This is a genomic window from Propionivibrio dicarboxylicus (assembly GCF_900099695.1).
Taxonomy (GTDB): domain Bacteria; phylum Pseudomonadota; class Gammaproteobacteria; order Burkholderiales; family Rhodocyclaceae; genus Propionivibrio; species Propionivibrio dicarboxylicus.
Genome location: NZ_FNCY01000026.1, coordinates 25619 through 50473, shown reverse-complemented (window position 1 = coordinate 50473; position 24855 = coordinate 25619). Strand labels below are relative to the sequence as shown.

Below are 24855 nucleotides of genomic sequence, written 5' to 3'. Positions count from 1 at the left end.
CTCGCCGGCGGCGACGGCCGGGGTGTGGCATTCGACACAGCGGACGGCCTTCCAGTGCAGACGGGTGTTGGGCAACCAGTCGTGAATGTCGTCGATCTGCGGACGCTTCTTTTTCTCGGGGGCGAACTTGGCGAAACGCTCCTCGGAATCGTGACAGTCGAGACAGACGCGATTGTCCTGGGCGACGATCTTGCGGGTGTCGCCGAGCTTGTCGGCAACACGCATGAGATGGGGGTTGTGGCAGGTGGTACAGGTGATGGTGTCACTGAGTTCGGCATGAACGGACTTGTCGAACTGTTTCTCGATGATGCTGGCCTTCTTGGAATGACAGTCGGTACAAGTGCCGGTCGATTCCTTGGCGTTGGGCTCGTGCGGGAAATCGTCATAGCCTTCGCTATGACACTTGGTGCAAAGGAGCTTCTGGTGATCGGCGCCATAGAAATGCGCCGGATCCTGGAGCAGGCCCTTGAGCTTCTTGAGGTCCATTCCCTCTTTGGGCGGCGCTTTGATGCCGGCTTCGGAGTGACAGGCAAAACACTCGCCGTTCGCCTCGCGAACCTTCTCCGATGGACCCGCTGTCGGCGCTACCGCCGGCACCACTGCAGCCGGCCCTTCAGCACCCTCCGCCGCAACTGCCGGCAATGATAACGACGCCAGCAGGAATAAAGCGCCTATCGCGCCCAGTATGCGTTGGCCAAGCGGTAGTGACGGCATACTGCCTCCTGTGGTTTGACGAGGTTCGCATGGTATTGGCTTTGTTTTCGGAATGCAAGTGTCGTTTTTTGTAAGCTGCTGATTATCATTGGTTTTGTGTCTGTGTTTGGGCTGCGCGCCGGTGGGTGGTCGTTGCCGGGGCTGGGCGAACTGAGTGCAAGCCTGTCGGTTCCGCATCGGGCTAAAGCCGGCATGGAGCCTTTGTCGGCACTTTGATACAATGGCAGGTTATCCGTGACGTTATTGCGGCATTACCACAGTAGGTTTTTATAAGGAGAATCCTCATGGCAATCGAACGTACCCTTTCCATCATCAAGCCTGATGCAGTTGCCAAGAATGTAATCGGGAAGATTTATTCCCGTTTCGAGACCAACGGCCTGAAAGTTATCGCGGCGAAGATGGCGTGGCTGTCGGCGCAGGAAGCCGGTGAGTTCTATGCCGTGCACAAGGCGCGTCCGTTCTATGCGGATCTCGTCAAGTTCATGACCTCGGGCCCAGTGATGATTCAGGTTCTTGAGGGTGAAGATGCCATCGCCAAGAACCGGGACCTGATGGGTGCCACGGATCCGAAGAAGGCCGCTCCGGGAACGATCCGCGCCGATTTCGCCGAGTCGATCGATGCCAATGCCGTGCATGGCTCCGACGCACCCGAAACCGCGCAAGTCGAGATCGCCTTCTTCTTCCCGGCGATGAACGTCTATTCGGGTCGCTAAGCAGGCGTTCGTTTCATGACTGTCAATCTGCTCGATTACGATGCCGCCGCCTTGACCGGGTTCTTCGCCGAACTCGGCGAGAAGCCGTTTCGCGCCAAGCAATTGTTGCGCTGGATGCATCGTTTCGGGCAGACGGACTTCATGGAAATGAGCGATATTGCCAAGTCGTTGCGCGAAAAGCTGGTCCAAGTGGCCAGTGTCGTGCCGCCAGGCATCGTGTCCGACAAACTCTCCGACGACGGGACACGGAAATTTCTCTTCGACGTCGGCAATGGCAACGCCGTCGAGTCGGTGTTCATTCCAGAGGACGATCGCGGGACCCTGTGCGTGTCGACCCAGGCCGGATGTGCGCTCGATTGCGCTTTCTGTTCGACCGGGAAGCAGGGCTTCAATCGCAACCTGACGGTCGCCGAAATCATCGGGCAACTGTGGCAGGCCAATCGGGCACTCGGTGTTGACCCCAAGGGTGAGCGCGTTATCAGCAATGTGGTGCTGATGGGGATGGGCGAGCCGCTGGCCAACTTCGACAACACCGTCTCCGCCTTGCGCCTGATGCTCGATGACAATGCCTACGGCTTGTCGCGGCGGCGCGTGACCGTGTCGACCTCGGGTCTTGTGCCAATGATGGATCGCTTGCGCGATGCCTGTCCGGTGGCGCTTGCCGTGTCGCTTCATGCGCCGACCGATGCGCTGCGCGACGATCTGGTACCGATCAACCGCAAGTATCCCTTGCGCGAATTGATGGCGGCTTGCGTGCGCTATCTCGAGAAGGCGCCGCGCGATTTCGTTACCTTCGAATATGTCATGCTCGACGGGGTCAATGACAGCGACGCGCATGCCCGTGCACTGTTGGCCTTGACGCGCGACGTGTCGTGCAAATTCAATCTGATCCCGTTCAATCCGTTTCCGGGATCCCCCTTCCGGCGCTCGCCGACGCCGCGCATCCGTCAGTTTGCCGAGGTGCTGATGGCGGCGGGCGTGGTGACGACAACGCGCAAGACGCGCGGTGACGATATCGACGCCGCCTGCGGTCAGTTGGCGGGTCAAATCAAGGATAAGACACGGCGGACGGCAAAGTCCGTCGTTCCGATTCGGGAGGTCCGCTCGTGACGACGATTTTCCGATCCCTCTTCGTTTTTCTCTTGGCGACGGTAGTGAGCGTTCCGTTCGTCCGGGCGCAAAGTCCGTCGCCGGTGTACATGCCCGAGGCGGCGCAGCCGGCAGTGCCGAAGGACAATCGGACCCGTGCCAAACTTCATACGGAATTGGCATCGCTCTATTTCCAGAGCGGCAACCTGATCGTGGCGCTCGAGGAACTGACCATCGCCATTTCGATCGACCCTGACTATGCCCCTGCCTACAGTACCCGCGGTCTCGCGCTTTACCATATTCGCGAATTCGACTCGGCGGAAAAGGACTTCAGGCGGGCGCTTTCACTGAACGAGAAAGATCCGGAAATCAACAACAATTACGGATGGTATCTCTGTCATACCGGTAAGGTACGGGAGTCGATTCCCTATTTCGAAAAGGCGATTCGCAACCCGCTTTATATGACGCCGGAGATAGCCCATCTCAATGCCGGCGCCTGTCATGCAATGCTTGGTGAACTGGATACGGCAGAGGCTTATGTGCGCAAGACGCTGCGCTTCTCGCCCGATAATCCGCAAGCATTGTTTCAGTTGGCGAATATCAGCTACCAGCGTGGAAATGTCGATGCGGCACGCGCGCAGTTGATGAGCATCGTTCGCTCGCAAGAACCTTCGGCGGAAGTGTTGTGGCTGTTGCTTCGCGTCGAGCGGCGACTCGGCGATGCGACGGCTGAAGCCAGCCTTGCCTCTCAATTGAGGCGGAAGTATCCGGATTCTCAAGAAACTCAGATGCTGTTGAAAGGAAATTTTGAATGAACGCGGAAAGCGATTCGCCGCAGGTCAAGACGGAGGCGGTCGAGCCCGAGCAGGACTCGTCCCCCGGCGTCGAGACGGTTGTCGAGGAGGCAACGCAGGACGCCGCACCCGAGCCGTCCGTCGGCCAGCGATTGCGTACGGCGCGCGAAGCCAGGGGTATGACGGTGGTCGATGTGGCCGGACGTCTGAAACTGAGCCAGCATCAGGTTGAGGACCTCGAGAGCGACGACTGGAATCGGCTCAAATGCACGACGATCACGCGAGGTTTCGTGCGTAATTATGCGCGTCTGGTAGAACTCAATGCGGCTGAACTCATGGCGGCACTGGACCGGATTGCCAAGCCGCAGTCCAAGGAGCTCTCCGTGCCGACCAGCATCAACGTCAAGGTCCCGAGCGAACACGGGGTCGAGCGTCGCGACTATGTACGGGTGGTGAGCGGCCTGTTGGTGTTGGTCGTCGCGATCCTGGTTTATTTCTTCCTGCCGTCCGATTTCATGCAATCGACGTATTTGGCGGTGAAGGAGCGCTTTGGCGGTTCGCAGAGCGAAGCGCCGGCCGTAGCGGAGCCGGAGCGCAAGGCAGCCGAGCCCGCAGCGGAGCCGGCGATGGCTGCTCCTTCCGCTTCGACGGAGACTGCTCCGGCAACCCCTGCAGCTGCGCCAGGCGCCACCGCGCCTGTCGCGGTGGCCCCAACTCAGACGGCAGTGGCAGCACCTGCGGTTTCAGTCGCACCGCCCCCAGCTAAGGCATCGTCGGCGACGGGAGGCGTGAAGCTCGTCTTCGCCAAACCCTCCTGGGTTGAGATCAAGGACGGTAGCGGGCAGGTGATCTTTTCGCAGTTGAGTCCGGCGGGCGCGCAGCGTGAAATTAGCGGACAGCTGCCGTTTTCGCTGATCGTCGGCAATGCCGCCGGCGTGACCCTCGAATACAAGGGAAAGCCGGTCGACCTCTCATCGCGGCGCAGCAAGGATGATGTTGCCCGGATAACGCTTGAATGATGATGGACGACATTTCGAATACAACAACCGGAAGACGCCTGACACGCGCTGTGCGCGTCGGCGCGCTTACCGTCGGTGGCAGTGCGCCGGTGGTAATTCAGTCGATGACCAATACCGATACCGCGGACGCGCTGAAAACGGCGATTCAATGCGCCGAACTGGCGCGCGCCGGATCCGAACTGGTTCGCATCACGGTAAATACGCCGGAGGCTGCCGCAGCCGTACCGGCGATTCGCGAGCAGCTTGATCGCATGGATGTCGATGTGCCGCTGATCGGCGATTTCCACTACAACGGACATCGATTGCTGGCGGATTTTCCCGAGTGCGCGAAGATTCTCGCCAAGTATCGTATCAATCCGGGGAATGTCGGGCACGGCAGAAAGCGTGACGAGCAGTTCGCGCAGATGATCGAGATTGCCGGAAAGTACGACAAACCGGTGCGGATAGGCGTGAATTGGGGTAGTCTCGATCAGGAATTGCTGGCCCGGATCATGGACGCCAATGCGCGCAGCGCGACGCCGATGGATGCCATCGGCGTGATGCGCGAGGCGATGGTCGCCTCGGCCCTGGAGTCGGCGGCGAAAGCCGAGGAATACGGTCTGGCGGGCGATCGCATCATCCTTTCCTGCAAGGTTTCGGGCGTACAGGACCTGATCGCGATTTATCGGGAGTTGTCGCGGCGTGCCGATTATCCTCTGCATCTCGGCTTGACCGAGGCTGGCATGGGGTCGAAAGGCATCGTCGCGTCGACGGCGGCCATGGCCGTGCTCTTGCAGGAAGGCATCGGCGATACGATTCGCGTGTCGCTGACACCCGAACCGGGTGGCAAGCGCACGCAGGAAGTCGTCGTTGCCCAGGAAATGCTGCAGACCATGGGGTTGCGTGCTTTTACGCCGATGGTGACGGCCTGTCCGGGGTGCGGACGGACGACCAGCACAGTGTTCCAGGAGCTGGCGCAGACCATCCAGAATCATGTGCGTGACCGTATGCCGGCATGGCGCGTCGAGTTCGACGGCGTCGAGAACATGACCCTGGCGGTGATGGGCTGTATCGTTAATGGGCCGGGCGAGAGCAAGCATGCCAACATCGGCATCAGTCTGCCGGGGACGGGGGAAACGCCCGCAGCTCCGGTGTTCGAGGATGGAGTGAAAACGGTCACCCTTCGCGGCGAGAATATTGCCGCCGAATTTGTCGCCATCGTTGATCGTTACGTGGCGCGTACTTACCAGAGAAAGAGCCGAAACGCATCATGAGCAAGGTGATCCAGTCCGTGCGCGGGATGAATGACATCCTGCCCGGAGAGTCCGAGTTGTGGGAACTTTTCGAGGAAACGGTCCGTTCATGGCTGAAGAGCTATGGATACAAGCCGATCCGTCTGCCGATCGTCGAGCCAACGCCGCTGTTCAAGCGCGCCATTGGCGAAGTCACCGACATCGTCGAAAAGGAGATGTACTCTTTTGAAGACAGTCTGAATGGCGAGCAATTGACGTTGCGTCCCGAGGGTACGGCCGGTTGCGTGCGGGCTGTCATTCAGCACAGCCTGGCGGCCCAGCGCCCGCAGCGGCTCTATTACATGGGGCAGATGTTCCGTCATGAACGTCCGCAAAAGGGGCGCTATCGGCAGTTCAATCAGGTCGGTGTCGAATCCTTCGGTTTTGCCGGACCCGATATCGATGCCGAGCAGATCGTCATGGGCGCCCGTCTCTGGGATGATCTGGGCCTGGACGGTATCCGCCTGCAACTCAATTCGCTCGGTCAGGCCGATGAACGTGCCGAGTATCGGGCCGGATTGGTGAGCTACTTCGAGAAATATCAGGACGTGCTCGACGAGGACGCGCGTCGGCGGCTCTACACCAATCCTTTGCGTATTCTCGATAGCAAGAATCCGACGATGCAGGAAATGATCGCCGGTGCGCCGAAACTGATGGCGCATCTGGGCGCGGAATCGATGGCCCATTTCGAGGGCGTGCAACAGGTGCTGCGCGACGTCGGTATTCCTTACGAAATCAACACGCGCCTCGTGCGCGGTCTCGATTATTACAACCTGACCGTGTTCGAGTGGGTGACCGACAAACTCGGCGCACAGGGAACGGTCTGCGCCGGTGGACGCTATGATGGTCTTGTCGAGCAACTCGGTGGCAGGCCGACGCCCGCCTGTGGCTTCGCCATGGGGGTCGAGCGTCTGGTGACGCTGATTCGCGAATCGGGCGGCGAGCCGACGCCGGAATGCGTCGATGTCTATCTGGTCTATCAGGGCGAAGCGGCGTCGCGACTGGCGCCGCGCGTTGCCGAGGGCTTGCGCGATCAGGGGATCGACGTGCTCTTCAATTGCGGTGGCGGCAGCTTCAAGGCGCAAATGAAGAAGGCCGATGCTTCGGGGGCGATGTTTGCCGTCATCATCGGCGACGATGAGGCGAATGCCGGGCAAGTGACACTCAAGCCTTTGCGCGATAATGGCGACGCCGAGCGGGCGCAGAAGCGCGTCGGTATCGATAAGGTTGCTGAAGAAATCATGAATGCAGTTATTGACGGAGATGAAAGCTGATGGCCGCGTACGATCTTGAAGAGCAGGAACAACTTGCCGAAATTAAGGCCTGGTGGAAGCAGCATGGAAATCTGCTGATCAATGTCGCGACGGCGGCAGCTGTGGCCGTGCTGGCATGGCAGGGCTGGAACTGGTACCAGCGCAGCCAGTCGGGCCAGGCGTCGATGATCTATCACGTACTGCAACAGGCGGTTCTGGAGCACGATACCCAGCGCGTCAAGGCGGCCAGCGGCGAATTGGTCGAAAAATTCGGGCGGACGAGCTACGCCCCGCTGGGCGCGCTGACGGCGGCGCGGGTGATGATCGATAGCGGCGATCAGAAATCGGCCAAGGCGCAGTTGCAATGGGCGGCCGACAAGGGCAAAGACGAAATCCGCGATCTCGCCCGCTTGCGTCTGGCCGCGCTGTTGCTGGACGAAAAGGCCTACGACGAAGCGCTGAAGCAGTTGGATGGCAGCGTGACGCCGGCCTTTGAACCGCGTTTCGCCGATACGCGCGGTGATCTGTTGAGCGCACAAGGCAAGAAGGAAGATGCGGTCAAGGCTTACCAGTCGGCGCTTGCCAAACTGGGTGAAGTCGACAAGACGGGCAAGGGCATCAATTCGCAGAGTTGGCAGTTGCAGTCGAACGCGATCTATCGCGAAATCATTCAGCAAAAGCTCGATGCCCTCGGGGGAAGCAAGTAAGCGATGAAAAAATACTTCGTCATTGCCTGTGCTGCGACGCTGCTTGGCGGCTGTTCAGTGCTGGATGCTATCAATCCGTTCTCCAGCAGTGCGCCGAAAATGGCGGAATTGCCGTCGATCAAGCCGACAGCCGATGCGCGTGTGGTCTGGCGCGAGCGGGTCGGCAAGGGCGATCTGTATGTGTTTTCGCCGGCGGTTGTCGGCAATTCGGTGTACGCGGCTGGGGTAGGGGGTACGGTAGCGCGGATCGACGACGGCAAGCTGGTCTGGAAAATCGATGCCGGTATGCCGCTGTCGGGCGGTGTCGGTGCGGACGAGCAACTGGTTGTGGTGGGCTCGTTGAAGGGCGATGTGCTGGCCTTCAATAGCGCCGATGGCAAGCTGGTATGGAAAGCCCGGGCGACAGCCGAAGTGCTGGCACCGCCGGCGATTGGCGATGGCTTGGTCGTCGTCCGTAGTGGCGATAACCGGCTCGCGGCATTTGACACGACCGATGGGAAGCGGAAGTGGATTTATCAACGTCCCATCCCGGCGCTGTCGGTGCGTTCGACCGGCGCGCCGATCATTGATGGCAAGCTGGTGATGGCGGGATTTCCCGGCGGCAAACTGATCGCCGTCAGTCCGAACAATGGCGCGGCGGTGTGGGAAGGTGCGGTGGCCTTGCCGAAAGGCGTGACGGAACTCGACCGCGTCGCCGACATCACGAGTCCTCCGGTTATTTCCGGACGTTATATCTGCGCGGTGGCCTATCAAGGCCGAGTTGCCTGCTTCGAGTTGGGCAGCGGCCAGCAGGTCTGGGCGCGCGATATGTCGAGCGCGCTCGGTCTCGCCATCGATGGGCCGACCTTGTTCGTGACCGACGATAAGGGCGCGGTGCACGCGCTCGATTTGGCCAGCGGCGCGAGTCTCTGGAAGCAGGACAAACTGATGACGCGCAAAGTGTCGGCGCCGACTGTGCTGCGAGGGTTCGTCGTTGTCGCCGACGTCGAGGGCGTCGTCCATTTCTTGAATCGCGAAGACGGCTCCTTTGCCACACGGGTGAAGACAGACGGCTCGCCCGTTCGGGCGCCGATCCGTTCGCTGAGGTCGTCAGTCGTGGTGCAAACGATCGACGGCGGTGTTTTTGCCATAGAGGCTGAATGAAACCAACCATCGTTCTTGTCGGGCGCCCCAATGTGGGCAAATCGACGCTGTTCAATCGTTTGACGCGCTCCCGCGACGCTTTGGTCGCCGATATGCCGGGCCTGACCCGCGATCGGCATTACGGTCACGGCAAGCTCGGCAGCAAGGCCTATCTGGTTGTCGATACCGGGGGCTTCGAGCCCCTGGCCAAAGACGGCATCATGCACGAGATGGCACGCCAGACCGAGCAGGCGGTGGCCGAGGCGGATGCGGTCATTTTCCTGGTCGATGGGCGCGTCGGGGTGACGGCCCTGGACAAGGAAATCGCCAACAAGCTGCGCAAGATCAACCGTCCGACCTTCGTTGCCGTCAATAAGTCGGAAGGCCTGAATCGCGGTGTCGTCGTCGCCGATTTTCATGAACTCGGATTGGGCGATCCGGTAGCTGTGTCGGCAACGCATGGCGAAGGCGTGCGCAGCCTGATCGAGGAGGTGCTTGAGCCTTACGCAGAGCCTGACGAAGACGCGACCGAGGATCATGCGCTCAAGGTGGCCATTGTCGGCCGGCCCAATGTCGGCAAGAGCACGATGATCAATGCCTTGCTCGGCGAGGATCGCGTCATCGCCTTTGATTTGCCGGGCACGACGCGCGATTCGATCTATGTCGATTTCGAACGCGAGGACAAACGCTACACGCTGATCGATACGGCCGGTCTGCGGCGCAAGGGCAAGGTTTTTGAAACCATCGAGAAATTCTCCGTCATCAAGACGTTGCAATCGATCGAGGATGCTAATGTCGTTATCCTGGTGCTGGACGCGCGCCAGGATATTTCCGACCAGGATGCGCACATCGCCGGATTCGTCGTTGAGTCGGGGCGTGCCGTGGTGGTGGCGGTCAATAAGTGGGACGGACTGGACGCGTATCAGCGCGAGCAGATCAAGGGCGCGCTCGAGGCCAAGTTCAAGTTCCTCGATTTCGCCAATTTCCATTATGTCTCGGCGCTGAATGGACAGGGGCTGAACACGGTTTTCCGCTCGGTCGATGCAGCTTACAAGGCGGCGACGGCAGATTTGTCGACGCCGCGGCTGACGCGGGCGTTGATCGATGCGGTGGCCCGGCAGTCGCCACCGCGTACCGGAGCCTTCCGTCCGAAACCGCGTTACGCGCACCAGGGCGGACGTAATCCACCTGTCATTGTGATTCACGGCAATGCGCTCGATCGCATTCCCGATTCCTATACGCGTTATCTGGAGCACACGTTCCGTGAGGTTTTCAAGCTCAAGGGCACGCCCTTACGGATCCAGTACAACGTGACCGAGAATCCGTTTGCCGAGCGCAAGGCGCCCGAGACCAATCGTCGAAAGCCGAAGCGCGAGGAAAACGCGACCGGGAAGCCGGCGCGTTCGTCTGCACCGAAGGCTAATGGCGCGAAACCAAAAGCGGCGGCTGCGGTCAAATCGTCCGATACGCGTTCGCCGCAGCGGCGTCAGTCAGCGACGGCAAAGGCAAAAGGGCGCACATCGAAAGGCTGAATTCGGTTTCGCGCTGGCAAAGCGGGCCGAAATCCTTTAAGCTTGGCCTCACCAATACCAACAACGACACATGGAGTTGAACCATGAGTACCAAAGGGCAATTGTTACAAGACCCGTTTCTGAACGTGCTGCGCCGTGAGCATGTTCCCGTTTCGATCTATTTGGTCAACGGTATCAAACTGCAAGGTCAGGTGGAATCATTTGACCAATATGTAGTTCTTTTGAAGAACACGGTGACCCAGATGGTTTATAAGCATGCCATCTCGACGGTCGTTCCTTCCCGTCCGGTCAATATTCATCAGGATAGCGGGGAAGAACTCTAAGATAGCCAGCGTTCGCGGCATCTCCGTATCGCTGGCGCGAGCCTTCGTCATGTCGCGACCTTGTTAATTACATCCAATGTTCGATCGTCCTGAGTCTGGCGAACGTGCCATCATCGTTCAGCTAGATCTCGGCTACGACGATATTCCCGACCGGCTTGAAGAAATTCGCCTGCTCGCAGCTTCGGCAGGTGCGACCGTATGCGCCGAGGTCTCCGGCAAACGCCGTAGCCCCGACGCGGCGACGTTTGCCGGCAAGGGAAAGGTGGAGGAGGTTGCGGCCGAAATCGGTGCGTATGATGCGGATCTCGTGATCTTCAATCATGAGTTGTCGCCGGCGCAGGAACGCAATCTGGAGCGGCGTCTGCAGTGTCGCGTCATCGATCGCACTAGCCTGATTCTCGATATCTTCGCCTTGCGGGCGCAGAGTGCGGAGGGCAAGCTCCAGGTTGAACTGGCCCAACTCGATCACTTGGCGACGCGCCTGGTGCGAGGCTGGACGCACCTAGAGCGGCAAAAGGGCGGCATCGGTCTGCGCGGACCTGGCGAAACCCAGCTCGAAACGGACCGGCGCCTGCTTGGCAAGCGAGTCAAACTGCTCAGGGAGCGCCTGTCGCGCCTTGAGCGGCAGCGAGGCGTGCAACGCAAGGCACGGGTACGAGGCGAGTCGTTGAGCGTGTCGCTGGTCGGGTACACCAATGCCGGCAAGTCGACCTTGTTCAATGCGCTGACCCATGCCGGCGCCTATGCGGCCGATCAGTTGTTCGCCACCCTCGATACGACCTCGCGTAAGGTTTGGCTCGGCGAGGCCGGCAATATCGTTGTCTCGGATACGGTTGGTTTTATCCGCGACCTGCCGCATGCGCTGGTGGCTGCATTCCATGCCACGCTGGAGGCGACGGCGCACGCCGATGTTCTGCTTCATGTCGTTGACTCGGCCAGTCCGGTCAGGGAAGAGCAGATGCGCGAAGTTGACAAGGTGCTGAAGGAAATCGGGGCGAGCGACGTGCCCCAGTTGATCGTGCTCAACAAGCTTGATTTGACAGGTCTTCCGCCGTCAGTCGAGCGGGATGAGTATGGTAGAATCGATCGAGTGCGTGTTAGCGCCAAGTGCGGCGACGGGTTGCCCTTGCTGCGCGAAGCCTTGACCGAGATCGCACTGGAGAAGGCCAGGTCAAATCGTGTCGCGTCACACAGTGACGCCGAAGCGCTTGGCGATGAATCGGATGATAACCCAGGTTTTTTCCTATGATTTCTGGTATCGGAGTACTCATGTCACTCAATGACCCGCAATGGGGAAATCGTGGCAACGACAGCGGCAACAACGGCGGCGGCAAGCGTCCGGATCAGGGTCCCCCTGATCTGGAGGAAATGTGGCGAGATCTCAATCGCCGTCTGTCCGGCATGTTCGGCAAGCGTGGCAACGGCGGCGGCAATCGGGGAAGCGAGCGTCCCCCGGTGGATATCAACCCGCGATTTCTCGGCGGTGGGATCGGTGTGCTGGTCGGATTGGTCTTGCTGGTATGGCTGGCGAGCGGTTTCTACATCGTCGATGCCTCGCAGCGTGCGCTGGTGCTTCAGTTCGGCCGCTACAAGGAAAGTACCGAGTCTGGATTGCGCTGGCGTTTGCCGTATCCGATTCAGTCGCATGAGATCGTCAATATCTCCGGTGTCCGCACGATTGAGGTCGGTTACCGTGGCAGCGAACGGAACAAGGTGCTCAAGGAAGCCCTGATGCTCACCGATGATGAAAACATCATCAATATCCAGTTTGCCGTTCAGTACATTCTCAAGGATCCGGTCGATTACATCTTCAATAATCGCAATCCTGATGAGTCGGTGATGCAGGCGGCCGAAACGGCGATCCGCGAGATCGTCGGCAAGAGCCGCATGGATTTCGTGCTGTACGAAGGTCGCGAGCAGATCGCCGTCAAGGCGTCGAATCTGATGCAGGAAATTCTCGATCGATACAAGACCGGCATCCTGATTTCCAAAGTGACGATGCAAAACGCGCAGCCGCCGGAACAGGTCCAGGCGGCGTTTGATGATGCCGTCAAGGCAGGGCAGGATCGCGAGCGGCAGAAGAACGAAGGTCAGGCGTATGCCAATGACGTCATCCCGAAAGCGCGCGGCACGGCGGCGCGTCTGATTCAGGAGGCTGAAGGCTACAAGCAGCGTCTGATTGCGACGGCGGAAGGCGATGCAAGCCGTTTCCGCCAGATCAATGCCGAATACGCGAAGGCGCCGGAAGTGACGCGCAGCCGGATGTATCTCGAAACCATGCAACAGGTTTATGCCAACACCAGCAAGGTCATGGTCGATGCCAAGGGGCAGGGTAACCTGTTGTATTTGCCGCTCGACAAACTGATGCAGGCGTCTGGCGCCGTCGCGTCGGCGCAATCGCCGGCGGCCAATGAAGCACAAGCGTCGGCGCGGAGCGCGGCGCAGCCGGTTTCGAATGAAACGCCGCCGCAACTTGAAAAGCCGATTCAGGCGGAGCGGGGTGGCGCCTATTCCATCCAGCGGGACCGCGAAGCACTGCGCTCGCGTGATCGGGAGGTGCGTTGATGCGGATGAAACTCAATTTCCTGGCGGCGCTTGTCGCTGCAGGTCTGGCAGTATTGGCGACGTCGATTTTTACGGTCGATCAACGTCAGTCGGCGATCATTTTCCAGCTTGGCGAAGTGCGTGAGGTCATTACCGAGCCGGGGCTCTATCTGAAGTGGCCGATGATCCAGAATGTGCGCTACTTCGACAAGCGGATCCTGACGCTGGATACGCCGGATCCGGAGCGCTTCATTACGTCGGAGAAGAAGAACGTCCTCGTCGATTCATTCGTCAAGTGGCGCATCGTCGATCCGAAGCTGTACTACATTTCCGTCGCCGGTGACGAAGCACGCGCGCGGACGCGTTTGTCGCAAACGGTCAATGCCGGACTGCGCGAGGAATTCGGCAAGCGCACCGTGCACGAAGTGGTGTCGGGCGAACGCGACAAGATCATGGAGCAGATGCGCGCCAAGGCGGACCTCGATGCACGCAAGATCGGCGTGCAGATCGTCGATGTGCGCGTCAAGCGCGTCGATTTGCCGTCCGAGGTGAGCGAGTCGGTCTATCGGCGGATGGAGGCCGAGCGCAAGCGGGTCGCCAACGAACTGCGTTCGGAAGGTTCGGCAGAAGCCGAAAAAATCCGTGCGGATGCCGAAAAGCAACGCGAAGTGATCGTTGCCGAAGCTTACCGCGATGCGCAGAAAATCAAGGGGGAAGGCGATGCGAAGGCCGCGGCGACGTATGCTCAGGCATTCAATCAGAATCCCGAGTTCTACGCCTTTTATCGCAGCATGGAGGCGTATCGTAGTAGTTTCAAGAGCAAGAATGACGTGATGGTGGTCGAGCCGAATTCCGACTTCTTCAAGTACATGAAGGGTGTTGGTCGCGGTGGCGAAAAATCCGTCAAATGACCAATGGTCTGCTGGTTGCTTTTGCCCTGATGCTGGTGCTGGAAGGCTTGGTCCCCTTCCTGGCACCGTCGGCATGGCGTGAGACATTTCGTCGCCTGATCCAGATGTCGGACGGGCAACTTCGTTTTATCGGCCTGTCCTCGATGCTGGCCGGCATTGTCCTGTTGATGATATTCAAATGAACTGGTTACTTCCCGATCATATTTCCGATGCCCTGCCGCACGAAGCGGCGAACATCGAGCGCCTGCGCCGTGCCACGCTGGATCTTTTCCGTTCTCATGGATATGAACTCGTCCAGCCGCCCTTGCTGGAGTTTCTTGACTCCCTTCTGACGGGCTCCGGTTCTGACCTCAAGTTGCGGACTTTCAAACTCGTCGATCAGTTGTCGGGACGCACGCTCGGGGTGCGCGCCGATATGACCCCGCAAGTCGCGCGTATCGATGCGCACCTGCTCAATCGTCGCGGCGTGACGCGCCTGTGCTATTGCGACAGCGTGCTTCATACCTTGCCAACCTCACAGGCGGCCAGTCGCGAGCCGATCCAGTTGGGTGCCGAATTGTACGGCTACGCCGGCATCGAAGCCGACCTGGAAGCGCTGCGCCTCCTGGCCTTGGCATTGAAGGCGGCGGGCACGCCTGCGTCGCGGATCGATGTCGGGCATGTTGGCGTATTCCGTGCGCTGGCCAATGCGGCGGGGTTGAATGGCTCGGAAGAAGAAGGTCTGCTGCAACTTCTCCAAACCAAGGATGTGCCCGGCCTACGTGATTTTTGTAGCCGAATTGCCGCGCCCTATGGTGCCGCGTTGATGCTGTTGCCGGAATTGTTCGGCGGTGACGAGTTGCTTGACAGCGCGGCCAACCGCTTGCCGGATCTGCCGGAAATTCGGGAGGCGCTGGCGACGCTCAAACAGTTGCGCGCAGCCTTGCCGGATCTGCCCTTGTCCTTCGATCTTGCCGATTTGCGTGGCTATCACTATCACAACGGTGTGGTGTTTGCCGCGTACTATCCGGGTTACCCGAGCGCCATTGCGCGAGGCGGTCGTTATGACGGCGTGGGGGCGAATTTCGGAAGAGCCCGGCCGGCGACCGGCTTTTCGATGGATTTGCGCGAAATCGCCCGATTGGCCGGCAATGGCGAAACGACCGGTGCCATCCTGGCGCCCTGGGCGCTGGACAATGCGGCGCTGGCCGACAAGATCGCGGCGTTGCGGGCGCAAGGCGAGGTTGTCGTCGAATTGCTTCCGGGACAAGAAGAAAATGATGGGCTGCTATGCGATCGACGTCTGGTCCAGCAGTCTGGCGAGTGGATTATTCAGGTGATTGACGGGAAATAAACATGGCTAAGAATGTGGTGGTGGTTGGAACCCAGTGGGGCGACGAAGGCAAGGGCAAGATCGTCGACTGGCTCACGGATCATGCCAGTGGCGTCGTCCGCTTCCAGGGCGGACACAACGCCGGGCATACACTGGTGGTCGGCGACAAGGTGTACAAGCTCAACCTGGTGCCCTCAGGCATCGTTCGCGACGGGATTACGTGTTATATCGGCAATGGCGTCGTGCTCGATATTCACCACCTGTTGTCCGAGATCGAGCAGCTCGAGGCTGGTGGCCTGCAGGTTGCCTCGCGGCTGAAGATCAGTCCGGGATGCCCGCTGGTGCTGCCGTACCATATCGCCGTCGATCGCGCGCGCGAGGCGGCCAAATGCGCTGACAAGCGTATCGGTACGACCGGCAAGGGCATTGGCCCGACCTTCGAGGACAAGGTCGCCCGGCGTGCACTGCGCGTCTATGACCTGTTCTATCCCGAGCGTTTCGCCGAGAAACTCAAGGAAAACCTCGAGTATCACAATTTCGTGCTGACGCAGTACCTCAAGGCCGATCCTGTCGATTACGAGACGGTGTTGGCGCAGGCGCTGGCCGATGCAGAGAAGATCAAGCCGATGGTTGCCGATGTGTCGGCTGAGCTCAACGCTGCCTACAAGGCTGGATGCAACATGCTGTTCGAGGGCGCGCAAGGCACGCTGCTCGACATCGACCACGGTACCTATCCGTTCGTCACCTCGTCGAACTGCGTTGCCGGCCAGGCTGCGGCCGGCGCCGGTATCGGCCCGGGCATGCTCAATTACATTCTGGGGATCACCAAGGCCTACTGCACGCGCGTCGGCGGCGGCCCCTTCCCGTGCGAACTCGACATCGAGACGGAAGGCACGCCGGGCTACCAGATGTCGCAGGTCGGCCGCGAATTCGGCACGGTCACCGGGCGCAAGCGCCGTTGCGGCTGGTTCGATATGCCTGCGCTCAAGCGCTCGATCCAGATCAACGGTATTACTGGCCTGTGCATCACCAAGCTCGACGTGCTCGATGGCTTGAAAGAACTGAAGATCTGCACCGGCTACCGCTTGAATGGGGAAGTCGTCGATCTGCTGCCGATGGGTGCGGATGATGTTGCCGGCTGCGAACCCGTGTTCGAAACGATGCCGGGGTGGAGCGAGTCGACGGTTGGTGTCAAATCGCATGCAGCGCTGCCGGCGGCCGCGCAGGCGTATCTCGCGCGGATTGAGGCGCTGTGCGAGGTGCCGATCGATATCGTGTCGACCGGTCCCGAGCGTGACGAAACCATTCTGCGTCGGCATCCATTTGCCTGATCCTTGCAGACGTTCAAAAAAACCGGCTTCAGGCCGGTTTTTTTGTGTCTGTCGAGGCGTATGATAAGTGCAAAGTTATTCGGGGTGAGCCGTCATGGGGATTCTGGACTGGTTCAAAATCCGTCCGTCGCATTTCGAAGCCATCAGCGATGCCGAGGCGGAATTGCGCAAAGCTGTCGATAAGGCGCTGTCGCTGACCAATCCCCGTCTGTGCCTGTTACGCACCTGTCCTGAACGCTTGGCGCCGGCCGTGCGTCTGACCGCCGATTACCTGAGAACGCGAATACTCGCCTTGCCACCGGCCATCGATGTTTCCGAAGCGCAGTGGTCCTCGACGCCGGTGCTCCGTGCCTTTTTTGCCAGTGCCTCCGAGGTGCCTGCGGCGCTGGGGCGGTCTCACAATTTGCGGACTTTTTTTGCGCGCTTCCCCGATGTCAGCGAGGCCTTCATTGTCTTTGGCATGACGTATCAGGAGCAGCATGTGGAAGGCGCATTGCTGCAGGGTGACGTGTTGCAGCGCGACATTGCCCAGCGCGTCGTCGATTTTTCCTCGCCAAACGTGCGGATCTGCGGTCATTCCGAAACTGAGGTCAAGCATCTGCTCGGCAATCAGTCGTTTGAATATCTGGTCGCACAGGCAATGCGAGAAATCAGTGAATTGCGTTCAGAGCGGCAGGAACTCGAGGAAAGCCGGTCATTGATCCGGGCGCGCTTGCGCATGCTGCAGATGCAGGGGCCTGGATTGGGGTCGGTGTTCGCCACGGCGCCGGCGGGCGGCGGCGCGCAACAGGTGCTGGAGTCACAGCTGCTCGACAACGAACGCCAGCTTTCGGAACTTGGCGATTCCCAGGCGATCCTTGAGACGGAACTCGACTATTTATGCAAAGTGCTGGGTACCCCGGAGCGCTATATCCGGTTTGAGCCTACACATCTGCGCTTGAGTACCCTCAACGTCATCCTCGATGCCTCGAGAACGGAGATGGCCTCGGACGTCGAATTTACGATGGCGGTGCTTGACGGTGTACCGAAGACAAGGCGTGCCTTTGTAATCGGCCGTGTCAAACGTAGCGACGTGCCTTCCCAGCGTATTGATTGGGCGAACGCAGAGCGACTGCTCTAGGCGTTCTTTAGCCTGCTACGACCAGACTGGGCCCTGAAGCGCCAATATTCCGCTGCGTCCAGGAATTTCGTCGAGGATGACCTGATGACGCGGAAGCACCGAACGGTCGAGTGACTCGAAATAGCGCCGGCAGGTGTCGAGCCGATAGCCTTGCGCCTTCCATCCGGTCAGCAGGCGCTCGAAGGTGCCCCCCAGGCGCATGCCCTCCAGTTCGGCGTGGAGCGTGTAGACCTGAGCGTGCGTGGCATTTTGCGTAAGTCCGAGCAGATGCTGGTCGACGTTGTCGCCGCTTAGACCGTCGATGCCGATCAACTCGTCGAGCGTCGGCAAGGTGGTCGGCAGTTGTGGCACGCCAATCAACTTTCCGGATCCATCGACCGGTAGAAAGGGATGGGTGCCGCGGCCATCCGAAGCGTAATCGAAGCCGAGTTCCCGCTCACAGGCGTAGGCGGCTTCGTTCATTTGCCATCCGGCGGCCCCGTGCGTCATTGCCGGTGTGCCGAAAATTTCGGCAAAGCGGTCGGCCGCCCGTTTCATTTCCCGCCGGGTCCAGTCGGGCGTTTGGGCAACGACATTGTCCTGCCAGCGGATATGGTCCCAGCAGTGGATGCCGACTTCATGGCCCGCGTCGCGGACGCTACGCATCAGGTCTGCCTCGCGCCGGCCGATGTCCGGTCCCGGCAGCAAAGTGCCGTACATCAACGTTCGTACACCGTAGTGCTCAACCACCGAGGTGCGCGAGACCTTTTTCAGAAATCCCTTGCGGAAGACACGCTTGATGGCGCGTCCCGTATGATCAGGGCCCAGACTGAACAGGAAGGTAGCCCGCGCGTCGTGCCTCTCGAGCAGGGCGAGCAGGCGCGGGACGCCCTCGCGCGTGCCGCGCCAAGTGTCGACGTCGACTTTCAGCGCGAGCAATGGCGTCGTCATTTAATTGACCAGATCCTTGGCGTGGGCAACCTGGCTGCGGTAGTAATCGAAAATATGGCGGAGCGCGTCGGCCATCGTCACTGTCGGTGCCCAGTCGAGGTCGCGCATGGTGTTCTCGATCTTCGGCACACGGTTCTGGACGTCCTGATAGCCTTTGCCGTAGTACTCGCCGGAGGTCGTCTCCACCATCTTGACGCGGGCCAGTCCTTCGGCATATTCCGGGTATTCCTTGGCCAGTTCGAGCATCATCGTCGCCAGTTCGCGAACCGAATAGTTGTTGCTCGGGTTGCCGATGTTGAAGATCTGGCCGGTCGCTTTTCCGTCCTTGTTTTCGATGATCTTCATCAGCGCGCTGATGCCGTCATCGACATAGGTGAAAGCGCGCTTCTGCTGGCCGCCATCGACCAGTTTGATCGTTTCGCCGCGCACGATATGGCCGAAGAACTGCGTGATGACGCGGCTCGAGCCTTCCTTCGGCGTGTGGATCGAGTCGAGGCCGCCGCCGATCCAGTTGAAGGGGCGGAACAAGGTGTATTTGAGGCCTTCCTGCTGGCCGTAGGCGGCGATCACGCGGTCGAGCAGTTGCTTCGAGCAGGCGTAGATCCAGCGCGGCTTGTTGATCGGGCCATAGACGAGATCGGAGTTCTCCGGATCGAATTCGCCGTCCTTGCACATGCCATAGACCTCGGACGTCGAGGGGAAGACCACGTGCTTCTTGTACTTGACGCACCACTTGATGATCGGCAGGTTGGCTTCGAAATCGAGCTGGAAGACTTTCAACGGTTCCTGGACGTAGGTCGCCGGGGTGGCGATGGCGACCAGCGGCAAGACGACGTCGCACTTCTTGACGTGGTATTCGATCCACTCCTGGTTGATCGTGATGTCGCCCTCGAAGAAGTGGAAACGCGGATGGTCGGTGAACTCGCGCACCTTGTCGTCGAACATGTCCATGCCGAAGACTTGCCAGTCGGTCGTTGCGAGAATGCGTTTGGTCAGATGGTGGCCGATGAAGCCGTTGACGCCGAGGATCAGGACTTTTTTCATGGGATCAGCGAAGTGTTTCAGGAGTCTGAGGATGGAAGTTTGATGATGTCGTCGGGGTTTCCGCTTGTCGGCAGGTCCCCCCCGGAGAGTTCGGCATCGAGAATCTGGAGGATGCCGCCGCCAATCGGGTGGATCTCAAGTATTCCGTTGTTGTGAGTGATAGTTCCCGTCAGCGGGCCTGTGCCGTCGTCAGCGACGACGCGAGTCCGCCATAATACCAGTCTTCCAGTGGGGAGGTCACTGAATGCGCCGGGATAAGGGCGGGTGACGGCGCGGACGAGGTCATGGATCTGGCGTGCGTTCTGGCTCCAGTCGATCCGTCCGTCTTCGGCCTTGCGTCCGCCGAAATAGGCGCCCTGGCTCAGGTCCTGCGCGCGGTGTGGCGCCGAACCGTCGATCAGGCCGGGAAGCGCGCGGTGGAGGCAAAGCTCGGCAGCAACCGTGACCTTTTCAAACACTTCCTGTGCGGTGTCGTCCGGCAGAATCGGTACCGCAACTTGGTCGACGATGGCGCCGTTGTCGGGTTTTTCGGTCATCCGGTGGAGCGTCGCGCCAGTCTCTCGCTCGCCGTGGATGACCGCCCAGTTGATCGGCACGCGGCCCCGGTATTTGGGCAGTAGCGAGCCGTGCATGTTGTAAGCGCCGCGTTTGACGGCGGACAACAGCGGCGCCTTGAGCATGTGGCGGTAATAGAAACTGAACAGAAAATCAGCGTCTAGAGCGGCGACGCACGCTTCCGTTTCTGGTGTGTTCGGATCGGCGGGGGTAATGAACGGTATGTCGTTCTCTTCGCAGACCTGGCGAACCGAACCGAACCAGATGTTTTCGTTCGGGTTGTCCTCGTGCGTGATGACGAGCGCTACGTCGATGCCTCGTGCCAGCAGCACCTTTAGGCAGCGGACGCCAACGTTGTGGTAGGCGAAGACGACGGCACGGGTCATTGCTTGTCGTCCTCGGCCTGCAGGATGCCGGCGATCAGGTAGCGCGGACGGTGGCGGACTTCATGGTAAATCCGGCCGATGTATTCGCCGAGCAGGCCGATGCCGAATAGCGCGATGCCGATCAGGAAAAAAGTGATCGCGAACAGCGTGAACACGCCTTCGACTTCCGGGCCGAGCAGCAGGCGCCGCAGCAGCATATAGACGACGAGTATGCCGGAGCCGAGCGAGAGCAGCATGCCGAGCATCGAGAAGAACTGCAGCGGCACGATGGAGAATCCGGTCATCAGGTCGAAGTTGAGACGGATCAGGCTGTAGAGCGAATATTTCGATTCGCCGGCATGGCGTTCTTCGTGGCCGACGACGACTTCGGTCGGGTTCTGGGCGAATGAATACGCGAGTGCCGGGATGAAGGTGTGCATCTCGTTGCACTGGTTGATCGTGTCGATGATGCGCCGACTGTAGGCGCGCATCATGCAACCCTGGTCTGTCATGTGGATGCGGGTGATCTTTTCGCGCAAACGGTTCATCGCCCGGCTGGCGAGATGGCGCCAGAGGCTGTCGTTGCGCTGGCGGCGGATCGAACCGACGTAATCGTGTCCCTTGTCGAATTCGGCAAGCAGTACGCCGATGTCTTCCGGCGGGTTTTGCAGGTCGGCGTCGAGCGTGACGATGCACTCGCCGCGGGCGTGCGCGAAGCCGGCGAGGATGGCGCGGTGCTGACCGAAATTGCCGTTGAACAGAATGACGCGGGTGACGTCCGGCCGGGCGCGAAACTGGTCGGCCAGGAGCGCCGCCGATTTGTCGCGACTGCCATCGTTGGTGAACAGGATTTCGTACGCGATGCCGAGTTGATCGAGCGCCGGATAGAGGCGGGCGAACAGCGCCGGCAGTGTGGCTTCCTCGTTATAGACGGGAATGACGACGCTCAGCTTTGGCGATGCGGTGCTCATGCCGGCATGCTCTCCGGGTCAAGTTGGCGCAACACCGTGCGCAATGCCGTGGCGACACGATCGATGACACTGTCCTGCATTGCCGGGAAGAGCGGCAGCGTCAGGATGCGCGCGGCGACCGATTCCGTATGCGGCAGCGGCCGCGTGGCGAGTCCCTGACGGCGATAGAGTGTGGTCAGGTGGATCGCCGGGTAGTGCACGCCGGTGGCGATGCCGGCGTCGCGCAGGCGGCGGATGATTTCGCCGCGCTGGCTCGCCAGGGTTTCCGGCAGCAGTACCTGGAACATATGCCAGTTGCTTTGCGAGAAATCGGCGGGCGGCAATGCCACCGGCAATCCCTCGAATGCCTTGAAGTAGTGGCGCGCCAGTTCGCGGCGGCGCGCGTTGAAGCGATCGAGGTGCTTGATCTGTCCGAGTCCGATCGCTGCCGCGATGTCGGTCAGGTTGGCCTTGCCGCCGAGTACGTCGCAGTCGTAGGTGCCCTCGCTGTCGCGGGTGACGCCCTGCAGGCGGAGTTTCTCGAACAGGCGCGCCTCTTCGTCGGTGTTCATGACGAGGCAGCCGCCTTCGCCGGTCGTCATGTTCTTGTTCGGATGGAAACTGAAAGCGACGAGGTCGCCGATGGTGCCGAGCTCACGCCCATTCCAGTTCGCGCCCTGAGATTGCGCCGCGTCCTCGATGACGCGCAGCTTGTGCTTGTTGGCAATTGCGTAGAGTCGATCGCGGTCGACTGGCAGACCGGCCAAGTCGACGGGAATGATCGCGCGCGTACGTTTGGTGATTGCCGCTTCGATCAGGTCTGGGTCGATCAAGCGGGTCGCCGGGTCGATGTCGACGAAGACCGGTGTGGCGCCGACAGTCAGGATGACGTTCGAGGTTGCGACCCAGGACAGCGAGGTTGTGATGACCTCGTCGCCGGGACCGACGCCAGCGAGGCGCAAACCGAATTCGAGCGCTGCGGTGGCCGAGTTGACGACGCGCACGGGGCGGCCGCCGGCACGGGCCGAGAGCGCGCTTTCGAGCTCTCGGCATTTGGGGCCGGTCGTCAGCCAGCCAGAACGCAGCACGTCGGCGACGGCGGCGATGGTGTCTTCATCGATGTTGGGACGGGTAAAGGGCAGGATATCCATGGCTTAACTTTTCGCGACAATGACGACGCCGACGATGATGACGGCGATGCCGGCCAGGCGTTGTGGGCCGACGGCTTCGCCGAAGAGCAGGTAGGCGAGAATAGCGTTGACGACGTAGCCGATCGACAGCATCGGATAGGCGATGCTGACTTCGACACGGGAAAGGGCCATGATCCAGACGACGACGCTGACGACGTAGCAGCTCAGCCCACCGATGATCGGCAGGTTGGTGGCGAGCGAGGTCGAAATCGGCCAGATGTTGGCCATCGAGAAATCGAAATGACCGATCTGGCGGACGCCGGCCTTGAGCAGCAGCTGCGCGAATGCGTTGAGTAGCACGCCGAGAAGGATCAGGGAAAATTCCAGGACTTTCATTGTTTGACCACCACGATCCGGCGAATGTCGCGATACACGGTTTTCATCGGTAGGCCGCGTTGTGACAGTGTGTTGAAGGTTTCTTCCTGCATCATGGCCATGGCTTCCGGGGCTGCCTTCCAACGTGCAACGAAAGCGTCGAGCGAAGCGATCGAACGTGTCGGCTCGACGCGTTGGCCGAAGGCGAATTCGTCTTCGTAATTGACCAGCACGACCGGCCGCTGCAGATAGAAGGGGAAGGTTTGTTCGTAGACGTTGATCGAGAATATTTCTGTTTCGGGATGAACGTAGGTCTGGATCTGCGCGACGAGATCCTTGCTGCTCTTGAGCCGCCCGATCGCGTCGTGCCCCTGGCTGGCGCATAGCACGCCGCCGAGACTGCCGGCGCATAAGAACATGATGGCGGCCAGTGTTTTTTCGCGTGACAGCGCTCTCCAGGCCAAGGCGCCGCAAAGCAGGAAGAGGATGCCGCCGATTGACAACCAGGTGGCGAGCTCAGTGTAGGCCGTTGCCGGGGTCCCCGGGTCTTCCGGCAGGAAGTGGGTGAGCGGCAGGGCGCAGGCCAGCGCGGCCCAGAGCAGGAGCGGCACCCACAGGTGTTTCTTGAGTGTGACGGCGCGCATGTTGGTGAGCGACTGGCCGAGCAGCAGCGCCAAGGCCGGGAACATCGGCAGGATGTAGGACGGCAGCTTGGAGCTCGATTTGCTGAAAAAAGCGAATACGAACAGCGCCCAAATCAGCAGGAATCGCCCCGTTTGGAAACCGTCACTCGAAGCGCGGCGCATTCCGTCAATGATGAGGCGTGGCAGGAGCGAGGTCCAGGGCATGAAGCCGATCAGCAGTACCGGGAGGAAATACCAGAACGGAGCCTCACGGCCATGGACGGTGGTGAGGAAGCGCTCGAAGTGCTCGTGGATGAAAAAGAAACGAGCGAAATCGGGATTTCTCAGCGATACCAGCACGAACCACGGTGCACAGAGCAGCAACAGAATCAGCAGGCCTGACAGCCAGTGCATGCGCCGCCACGGGCGCCAGTCCCAACAGAAAAGGCTGTAGCAGAACAGTGATCCGGCGGGGATGACGAGGCCAATCAGGCCTTTCGATAGCGTTGCGCCGGCCATTGCCGCCCAGGCGAGCCACATGGCATGTCGGATGGTCGGTGCGCGTGCATCGTCCTGTTGTGCGACGACGAAGGCGCAGAGCGCCACGGTCAGGAAGAAGCTGAGACCGGTGTCGAGGTTGAGAAAGTGACTGTTGGCTGCGATCCAGGTCGTGCCGGCCATCACCAGCGCCGCATGGTGTCCGTTGCCCCAGAGGCGTCGTGCCGTTACGCCGACGGTCAGGATCGACAGCAATCCGGTCAGGCCCGGCCAGAATCGCGCGGCAAACTCGTTGATGCCGAAGAGCTTGAAAGCGATCGCGCCAGCCCAGTACTGTAGGGCGGGTTTCTCGAAATAGAGCAGGCCGTTGAGGCGTGGCGTCACCCAGTCGCCGCTTTGCAGCATGCCGAGCGAAAGCATCGCATAACGTCCCTCATCGGGATGAATCAGCGCGCGGGTGCCGAGCAGGACCAGCCAGGCCAGCACGAAGGCCAGCCAGAAGATTGTCTGGGCGGTTCTCGATGGCGTGTCCTGGGTGAATTGCACGGTGGGTCGGCTTCCGGATCAATTGAGGAAAACGGCAAGTATACGTGCTGCGTCGGCAAATACGAAGCGAATGTACCGCGCGTG

Annotated in this window: 25 protein-coding genes; 17 read left to right on the top strand and 8 right to left on the bottom strand. The window is 60.2% G+C overall.

Annotated features, from left to right (window positions below):
• Positions 1–714: cytochrome c3 family protein (locus BLR25_RS21105; RefSeq protein ID WP_176785994.1), on the bottom strand; the 714-nt coding region annotated here is incomplete at its 3' end.
• A gap of 284 nt (positions 715–998) precedes the next feature.
• On the opposite strand from BLR25_RS21105, the gene ndk reads away from it, so the two are divergent.
• The 17 genes from ndk (at position 999) to BLR25_RS19560 (ending at position 17755) form a co-directional block, all read left to right on the top strand.
• Positions 999–1427 (top strand): nucleoside-diphosphate kinase, encoded by a 429-nt coding sequence (gene ndk / locus BLR25_RS19640; RefSeq protein WP_091940308.1) that lies wholly within the window; start codon positions 999–1001, stop codon positions 1425–1427.
• Between the two features lie 15 nt (positions 1428–1442).
• Positions 1443–2537: a dual-specificity RNA methyltransferase RlmN gene (rlmN, locus tag BLR25_RS19635; protein WP_091940306.1), complete on the top strand. Its 1095-nt coding sequence runs from the start codon at positions 1443–1445 to the stop codon at positions 2535–2537.
• Positions 2534–3331: a type IV pilus biogenesis/stability protein PilW gene (gene pilW / locus BLR25_RS19630; protein WP_091940304.1), complete on the top strand. Its 798-nt coding sequence runs from the start codon at positions 2534–2536 to the stop codon at positions 3329–3331. Before rlmN ends, pilW begins: the two co-directional genes overlap by 4 nt.
• Complete coding sequence (locus tag BLR25_RS19625; RefSeq protein WP_091940302.1) at positions 3328–4329, top strand: RodZ domain-containing protein; 1002 nt, start codon at positions 3328–3330, stop codon at positions 4327–4329. The genes pilW and BLR25_RS19625 overlap by 4 nt, the downstream gene beginning before the upstream one ends.
• Entirely contained in the window at positions 4326–5582 is a 1257-nt protein-coding gene (ispG, locus tag BLR25_RS19620) for a flavodoxin-dependent (E)-4-hydroxy-3-methylbut-2-enyl-diphosphate synthase (RefSeq protein ID WP_245715618.1), read from the top strand. The genes BLR25_RS19625 and ispG overlap by 4 nt, the downstream gene beginning before the upstream one ends.
• Positions 5579–6874 (top strand): histidine--tRNA ligase, encoded by a 1296-nt coding sequence (gene hisS, locus BLR25_RS19615; protein WP_091940300.1) that lies wholly within the window; start codon positions 5579–5581, stop codon positions 6872–6874. Before ispG ends, hisS begins: the two co-directional genes overlap by 4 nt.
• On the top strand, positions 6874–7560 hold the full coding sequence (locus BLR25_RS19610; protein ID WP_091940298.1) for a YfgM family protein: 687 nt from the start codon (positions 6874–6876) through the stop codon (positions 7558–7560). The genes hisS and BLR25_RS19610 overlap by 1 nt, the downstream gene beginning before the upstream one ends.
• 3 nt (positions 7561–7563) lie before the next feature.
• On the top strand, positions 7564–8703 hold the full coding sequence (bamB, locus tag BLR25_RS19605; RefSeq protein WP_091940296.1) for an outer membrane protein assembly factor BamB: 1140 nt from the start codon (positions 7564–7566) through the stop codon (positions 8701–8703).
• A complete protein-coding gene (der, locus tag BLR25_RS19600; protein ID WP_091940294.1) occupies positions 8700–10214 on the top strand; it encodes a ribosome biogenesis GTPase Der in 1515 nt (504 codons plus the stop codon). The genes bamB and der overlap by 4 nt, the downstream gene beginning before the upstream one ends.
• 83 nt (positions 10215–10297) lie before the next feature.
• Positions 10298–10537, top strand: coding sequence for an RNA chaperone Hfq (gene hfq, locus BLR25_RS19595; RefSeq protein WP_091940292.1), 240 nt, complete (start codon positions 10298–10300; stop codon positions 10535–10537).
• A gap of 76 nt (positions 10538–10613) precedes the next feature.
• The gene (gene hflX, locus BLR25_RS19590; protein ID WP_091940290.1) at positions 10614–11786 is read left to right on the top strand and encodes a GTPase HflX; all 1173 of its coding nucleotides are present in this window, start codon (positions 10614–10616) and stop codon (positions 11784–11786) included.
• Positions 11787–11806: 20 nt separating this feature from the next.
• The gene (hflK, locus tag BLR25_RS19585) at positions 11807–13102 is read left to right on the top strand and encodes an FtsH protease activity modulator HflK (RefSeq protein WP_091940288.1); all 1296 of its coding nucleotides are present in this window, start codon (positions 11807–11809) and stop codon (positions 13100–13102) included.
• A gap of 5 nt (positions 13103–13107) precedes the next feature.
• The gene (hflC, locus tag BLR25_RS19580; protein WP_425438700.1) at positions 13108–13992 is read left to right on the top strand and encodes a protease modulator HflC; all 885 of its coding nucleotides are present in this window, start codon (positions 13108–13110) and stop codon (positions 13990–13992) included.
• A complete protein-coding gene (locus tag BLR25_RS19575) occupies positions 13989–14174 on the top strand; it encodes a DUF2065 domain-containing protein (RefSeq protein ID WP_091940283.1) in 186 nt (61 codons plus the stop codon). Before hflC ends, BLR25_RS19575 begins: the two co-directional genes overlap by 4 nt.
• Positions 14171–15325 (top strand): ATP phosphoribosyltransferase regulatory subunit, encoded by a 1155-nt coding sequence (locus BLR25_RS19570; protein ID WP_091940281.1) that lies wholly within the window; start codon positions 14171–14173, stop codon positions 15323–15325. The genes BLR25_RS19575 and BLR25_RS19570 overlap by 4 nt, the downstream gene beginning before the upstream one ends.
• Before the next feature lie 2 nt (positions 15326–15327).
• A complete protein-coding gene (locus BLR25_RS19565) occupies positions 15328–16635 on the top strand; it encodes an adenylosuccinate synthase (protein WP_091940279.1) in 1308 nt (435 codons plus the stop codon).
• A gap of 250 nt (positions 16636–16885) precedes the next feature.
• A complete protein-coding gene (locus tag BLR25_RS19560; RefSeq protein ID WP_218122826.1) occupies positions 16886–17755 on the top strand; it encodes a hypothetical protein in 870 nt (289 codons plus the stop codon).
• 15 nt (positions 17756–17770) lie between these two features.
• Here the strand turns inward: BLR25_RS19560 and BLR25_RS19555 are convergent, their stop codons facing one another.
• From BLR25_RS19555 to BLR25_RS19525, 7 genes are read right to left on the bottom strand one after another with little or no spacing between them, the layout of a single operon-like run.
• Positions 17771–18685 carry a polysaccharide deacetylase family protein gene (locus BLR25_RS19555; protein WP_091940275.1) on the bottom strand — a complete coding sequence of 305 codons (915 nt, stop codon included), beginning with the start codon at positions 18683–18685 and terminating at the stop codon, positions 17771–17773.
• Positions 18686–19729 carry a bifunctional UDP-4-keto-pentose/UDP-xylose synthase gene (locus tag BLR25_RS19550; RefSeq protein ID WP_091940273.1) on the bottom strand — a complete coding sequence of 348 codons (1044 nt, stop codon included), beginning with the start codon at positions 19727–19729 and terminating at the stop codon, positions 18686–18688.
• Positions 19730–19746: 17 nt separating this feature from the next.
• Entirely contained in the window at positions 19747–20670 is a 924-nt protein-coding gene (locus BLR25_RS19545) for a formyltransferase (RefSeq protein WP_091940271.1), read from the bottom strand.
• Positions 20667–21620 (bottom strand): glycosyltransferase, encoded by a 954-nt coding sequence (locus BLR25_RS19540; RefSeq protein WP_091940269.1) that lies wholly within the window; start codon positions 21618–21620, stop codon positions 20667–20669. Before BLR25_RS19540 ends, BLR25_RS19545 begins: the two co-directional genes overlap by 4 nt.
• Positions 21617–22750 (bottom strand): DegT/DnrJ/EryC1/StrS family aminotransferase, encoded by a 1134-nt coding sequence (locus BLR25_RS19535; RefSeq protein WP_091940267.1) that lies wholly within the window; start codon positions 22748–22750, stop codon positions 21617–21619. Before BLR25_RS19535 ends, BLR25_RS19540 begins: the two co-directional genes overlap by 4 nt.
• 3 nt (positions 22751–22753) lie before the next feature.
• Positions 22754–23125, bottom strand: a complete 372-nt coding sequence (locus BLR25_RS19530) for an SMR family transporter (protein WP_091940265.1) — start codon at positions 23123–23125, stop codon at positions 22754–22756.
• Positions 23122–24771, bottom strand: coding sequence for a phospholipid carrier-dependent glycosyltransferase (locus tag BLR25_RS19525; protein WP_091940263.1), 1650 nt, complete (start codon positions 24769–24771; stop codon positions 23122–23124). The genes BLR25_RS19530 and BLR25_RS19525 overlap by 4 nt, the downstream gene beginning before the upstream one ends.
• Between the last annotated feature and the right edge of the window lie 84 nt (positions 24772–24855).

Excerpts from the sequence above, each read along its gene's own strand:
- der (WP_091940294.1), top strand. The coding sequence starts at position 8,700 with ATGAAACCAACCATCGTTCTTGTCGGGCGCCCCAATGTGGGCAAATCG.
- hflX (WP_091940290.1), top strand. The coding sequence starts at position 10,614 with ATGTTCGATCGTCCTGAGTCTGGCGAACGTGCCATCATCGTTCAGCTA.
- rlmN (WP_091940306.1), top strand. The coding sequence starts at position 1,443 with ATGACTGTCAATCTGCTCGATTACGATGCCGCCGCCTTGACCGGGTTC.
- hflK (WP_091940288.1), top strand. The coding sequence starts at position 11,807 with ATGTCACTCAATGACCCGCAATGGGGAAATCGTGGCAACGACAGCGGC.
- BLR25_RS19550 (WP_091940273.1), bottom strand. The coding sequence starts at position 19,729 with ATGAAAAAAGTCCTGATCCTCGGCGTCAACGGCTTCATCGGCCACCAT.
- hfq (WP_091940292.1), top strand. The coding sequence starts at position 10,298 with ATGAGTACCAAAGGGCAATTGTTACAAGACCCGTTTCTGAACGTGCTG.
- bamB (WP_091940296.1), top strand. The coding sequence starts at position 7,564 with ATGAAAAAATACTTCGTCATTGCCTGTGCTGCGACGCTGCTTGGCGGC.
- BLR25_RS19555 (WP_091940275.1), bottom strand. The coding sequence starts at position 18,685 with ATGACGACGCCATTGCTCGCGCTGAAAGTCGACGTCGACACTTGGCGC.
- BLR25_RS19575 (WP_091940283.1), top strand. The coding sequence starts at position 13,989 with ATGACCAATGGTCTGCTGGTTGCTTTTGCCCTGATGCTGGTGCTGGAA.
- ispG (WP_245715618.1), top strand. The coding sequence starts at position 4,326 with ATGATGATGGACGACATTTCGAATACAACAACCGGAAGACGCCTGACA.
- hflC (WP_425438700.1), top strand. The coding sequence starts at position 13,108 with ATGAAACTCAATTTCCTGGCGGCGCTTGTCGCTGCAGGTCTGGCAGTA.
- BLR25_RS19530 (WP_091940265.1), bottom strand. The coding sequence starts at position 23,125 with ATGAAAGTCCTGGAATTTTCCCTGATCCTTCTCGGCGTGCTACTCAAC.
- ndk (WP_091940308.1), top strand. The coding sequence starts at position 999 with ATGGCAATCGAACGTACCCTTTCCATCATCAAGCCTGATGCAGTTGCC.
- BLR25_RS19540 (WP_091940269.1), bottom strand. The coding sequence starts at position 21,620 with ATGAGCACCGCATCGCCAAAGCTGAGCGTCGTCATTCCCGTCTATAAC.
- BLR25_RS19545 (WP_091940271.1), bottom strand. The coding sequence starts at position 20,670 with ATGACCCGTGCCGTCGTCTTCGCCTACCACAACGTTGGCGTCCGCTGC.
- BLR25_RS19535 (WP_091940267.1), bottom strand. The coding sequence starts at position 22,750 with ATGGATATCCTGCCCTTTACCCGTCCCAACATCGATGAAGACACCATC.
- BLR25_RS19565 (WP_091940279.1), top strand. The coding sequence starts at position 15,328 with ATGGCTAAGAATGTGGTGGTGGTTGGAACCCAGTGGGGCGACGAAGGC.
- BLR25_RS19625 (WP_091940302.1), top strand. The coding sequence starts at position 3,328 with ATGAACGCGGAAAGCGATTCGCCGCAGGTCAAGACGGAGGCGGTCGAG.
- BLR25_RS19570 (WP_091940281.1), top strand. The coding sequence starts at position 14,171 with ATGAACTGGTTACTTCCCGATCATATTTCCGATGCCCTGCCGCACGAA.
- BLR25_RS19610 (WP_091940298.1), top strand. The coding sequence starts at position 6,874 with ATGGCCGCGTACGATCTTGAAGAGCAGGAACAACTTGCCGAAATTAAG.
- hisS (WP_091940300.1), top strand. The coding sequence starts at position 5,579 with ATGAGCAAGGTGATCCAGTCCGTGCGCGGGATGAATGACATCCTGCCC.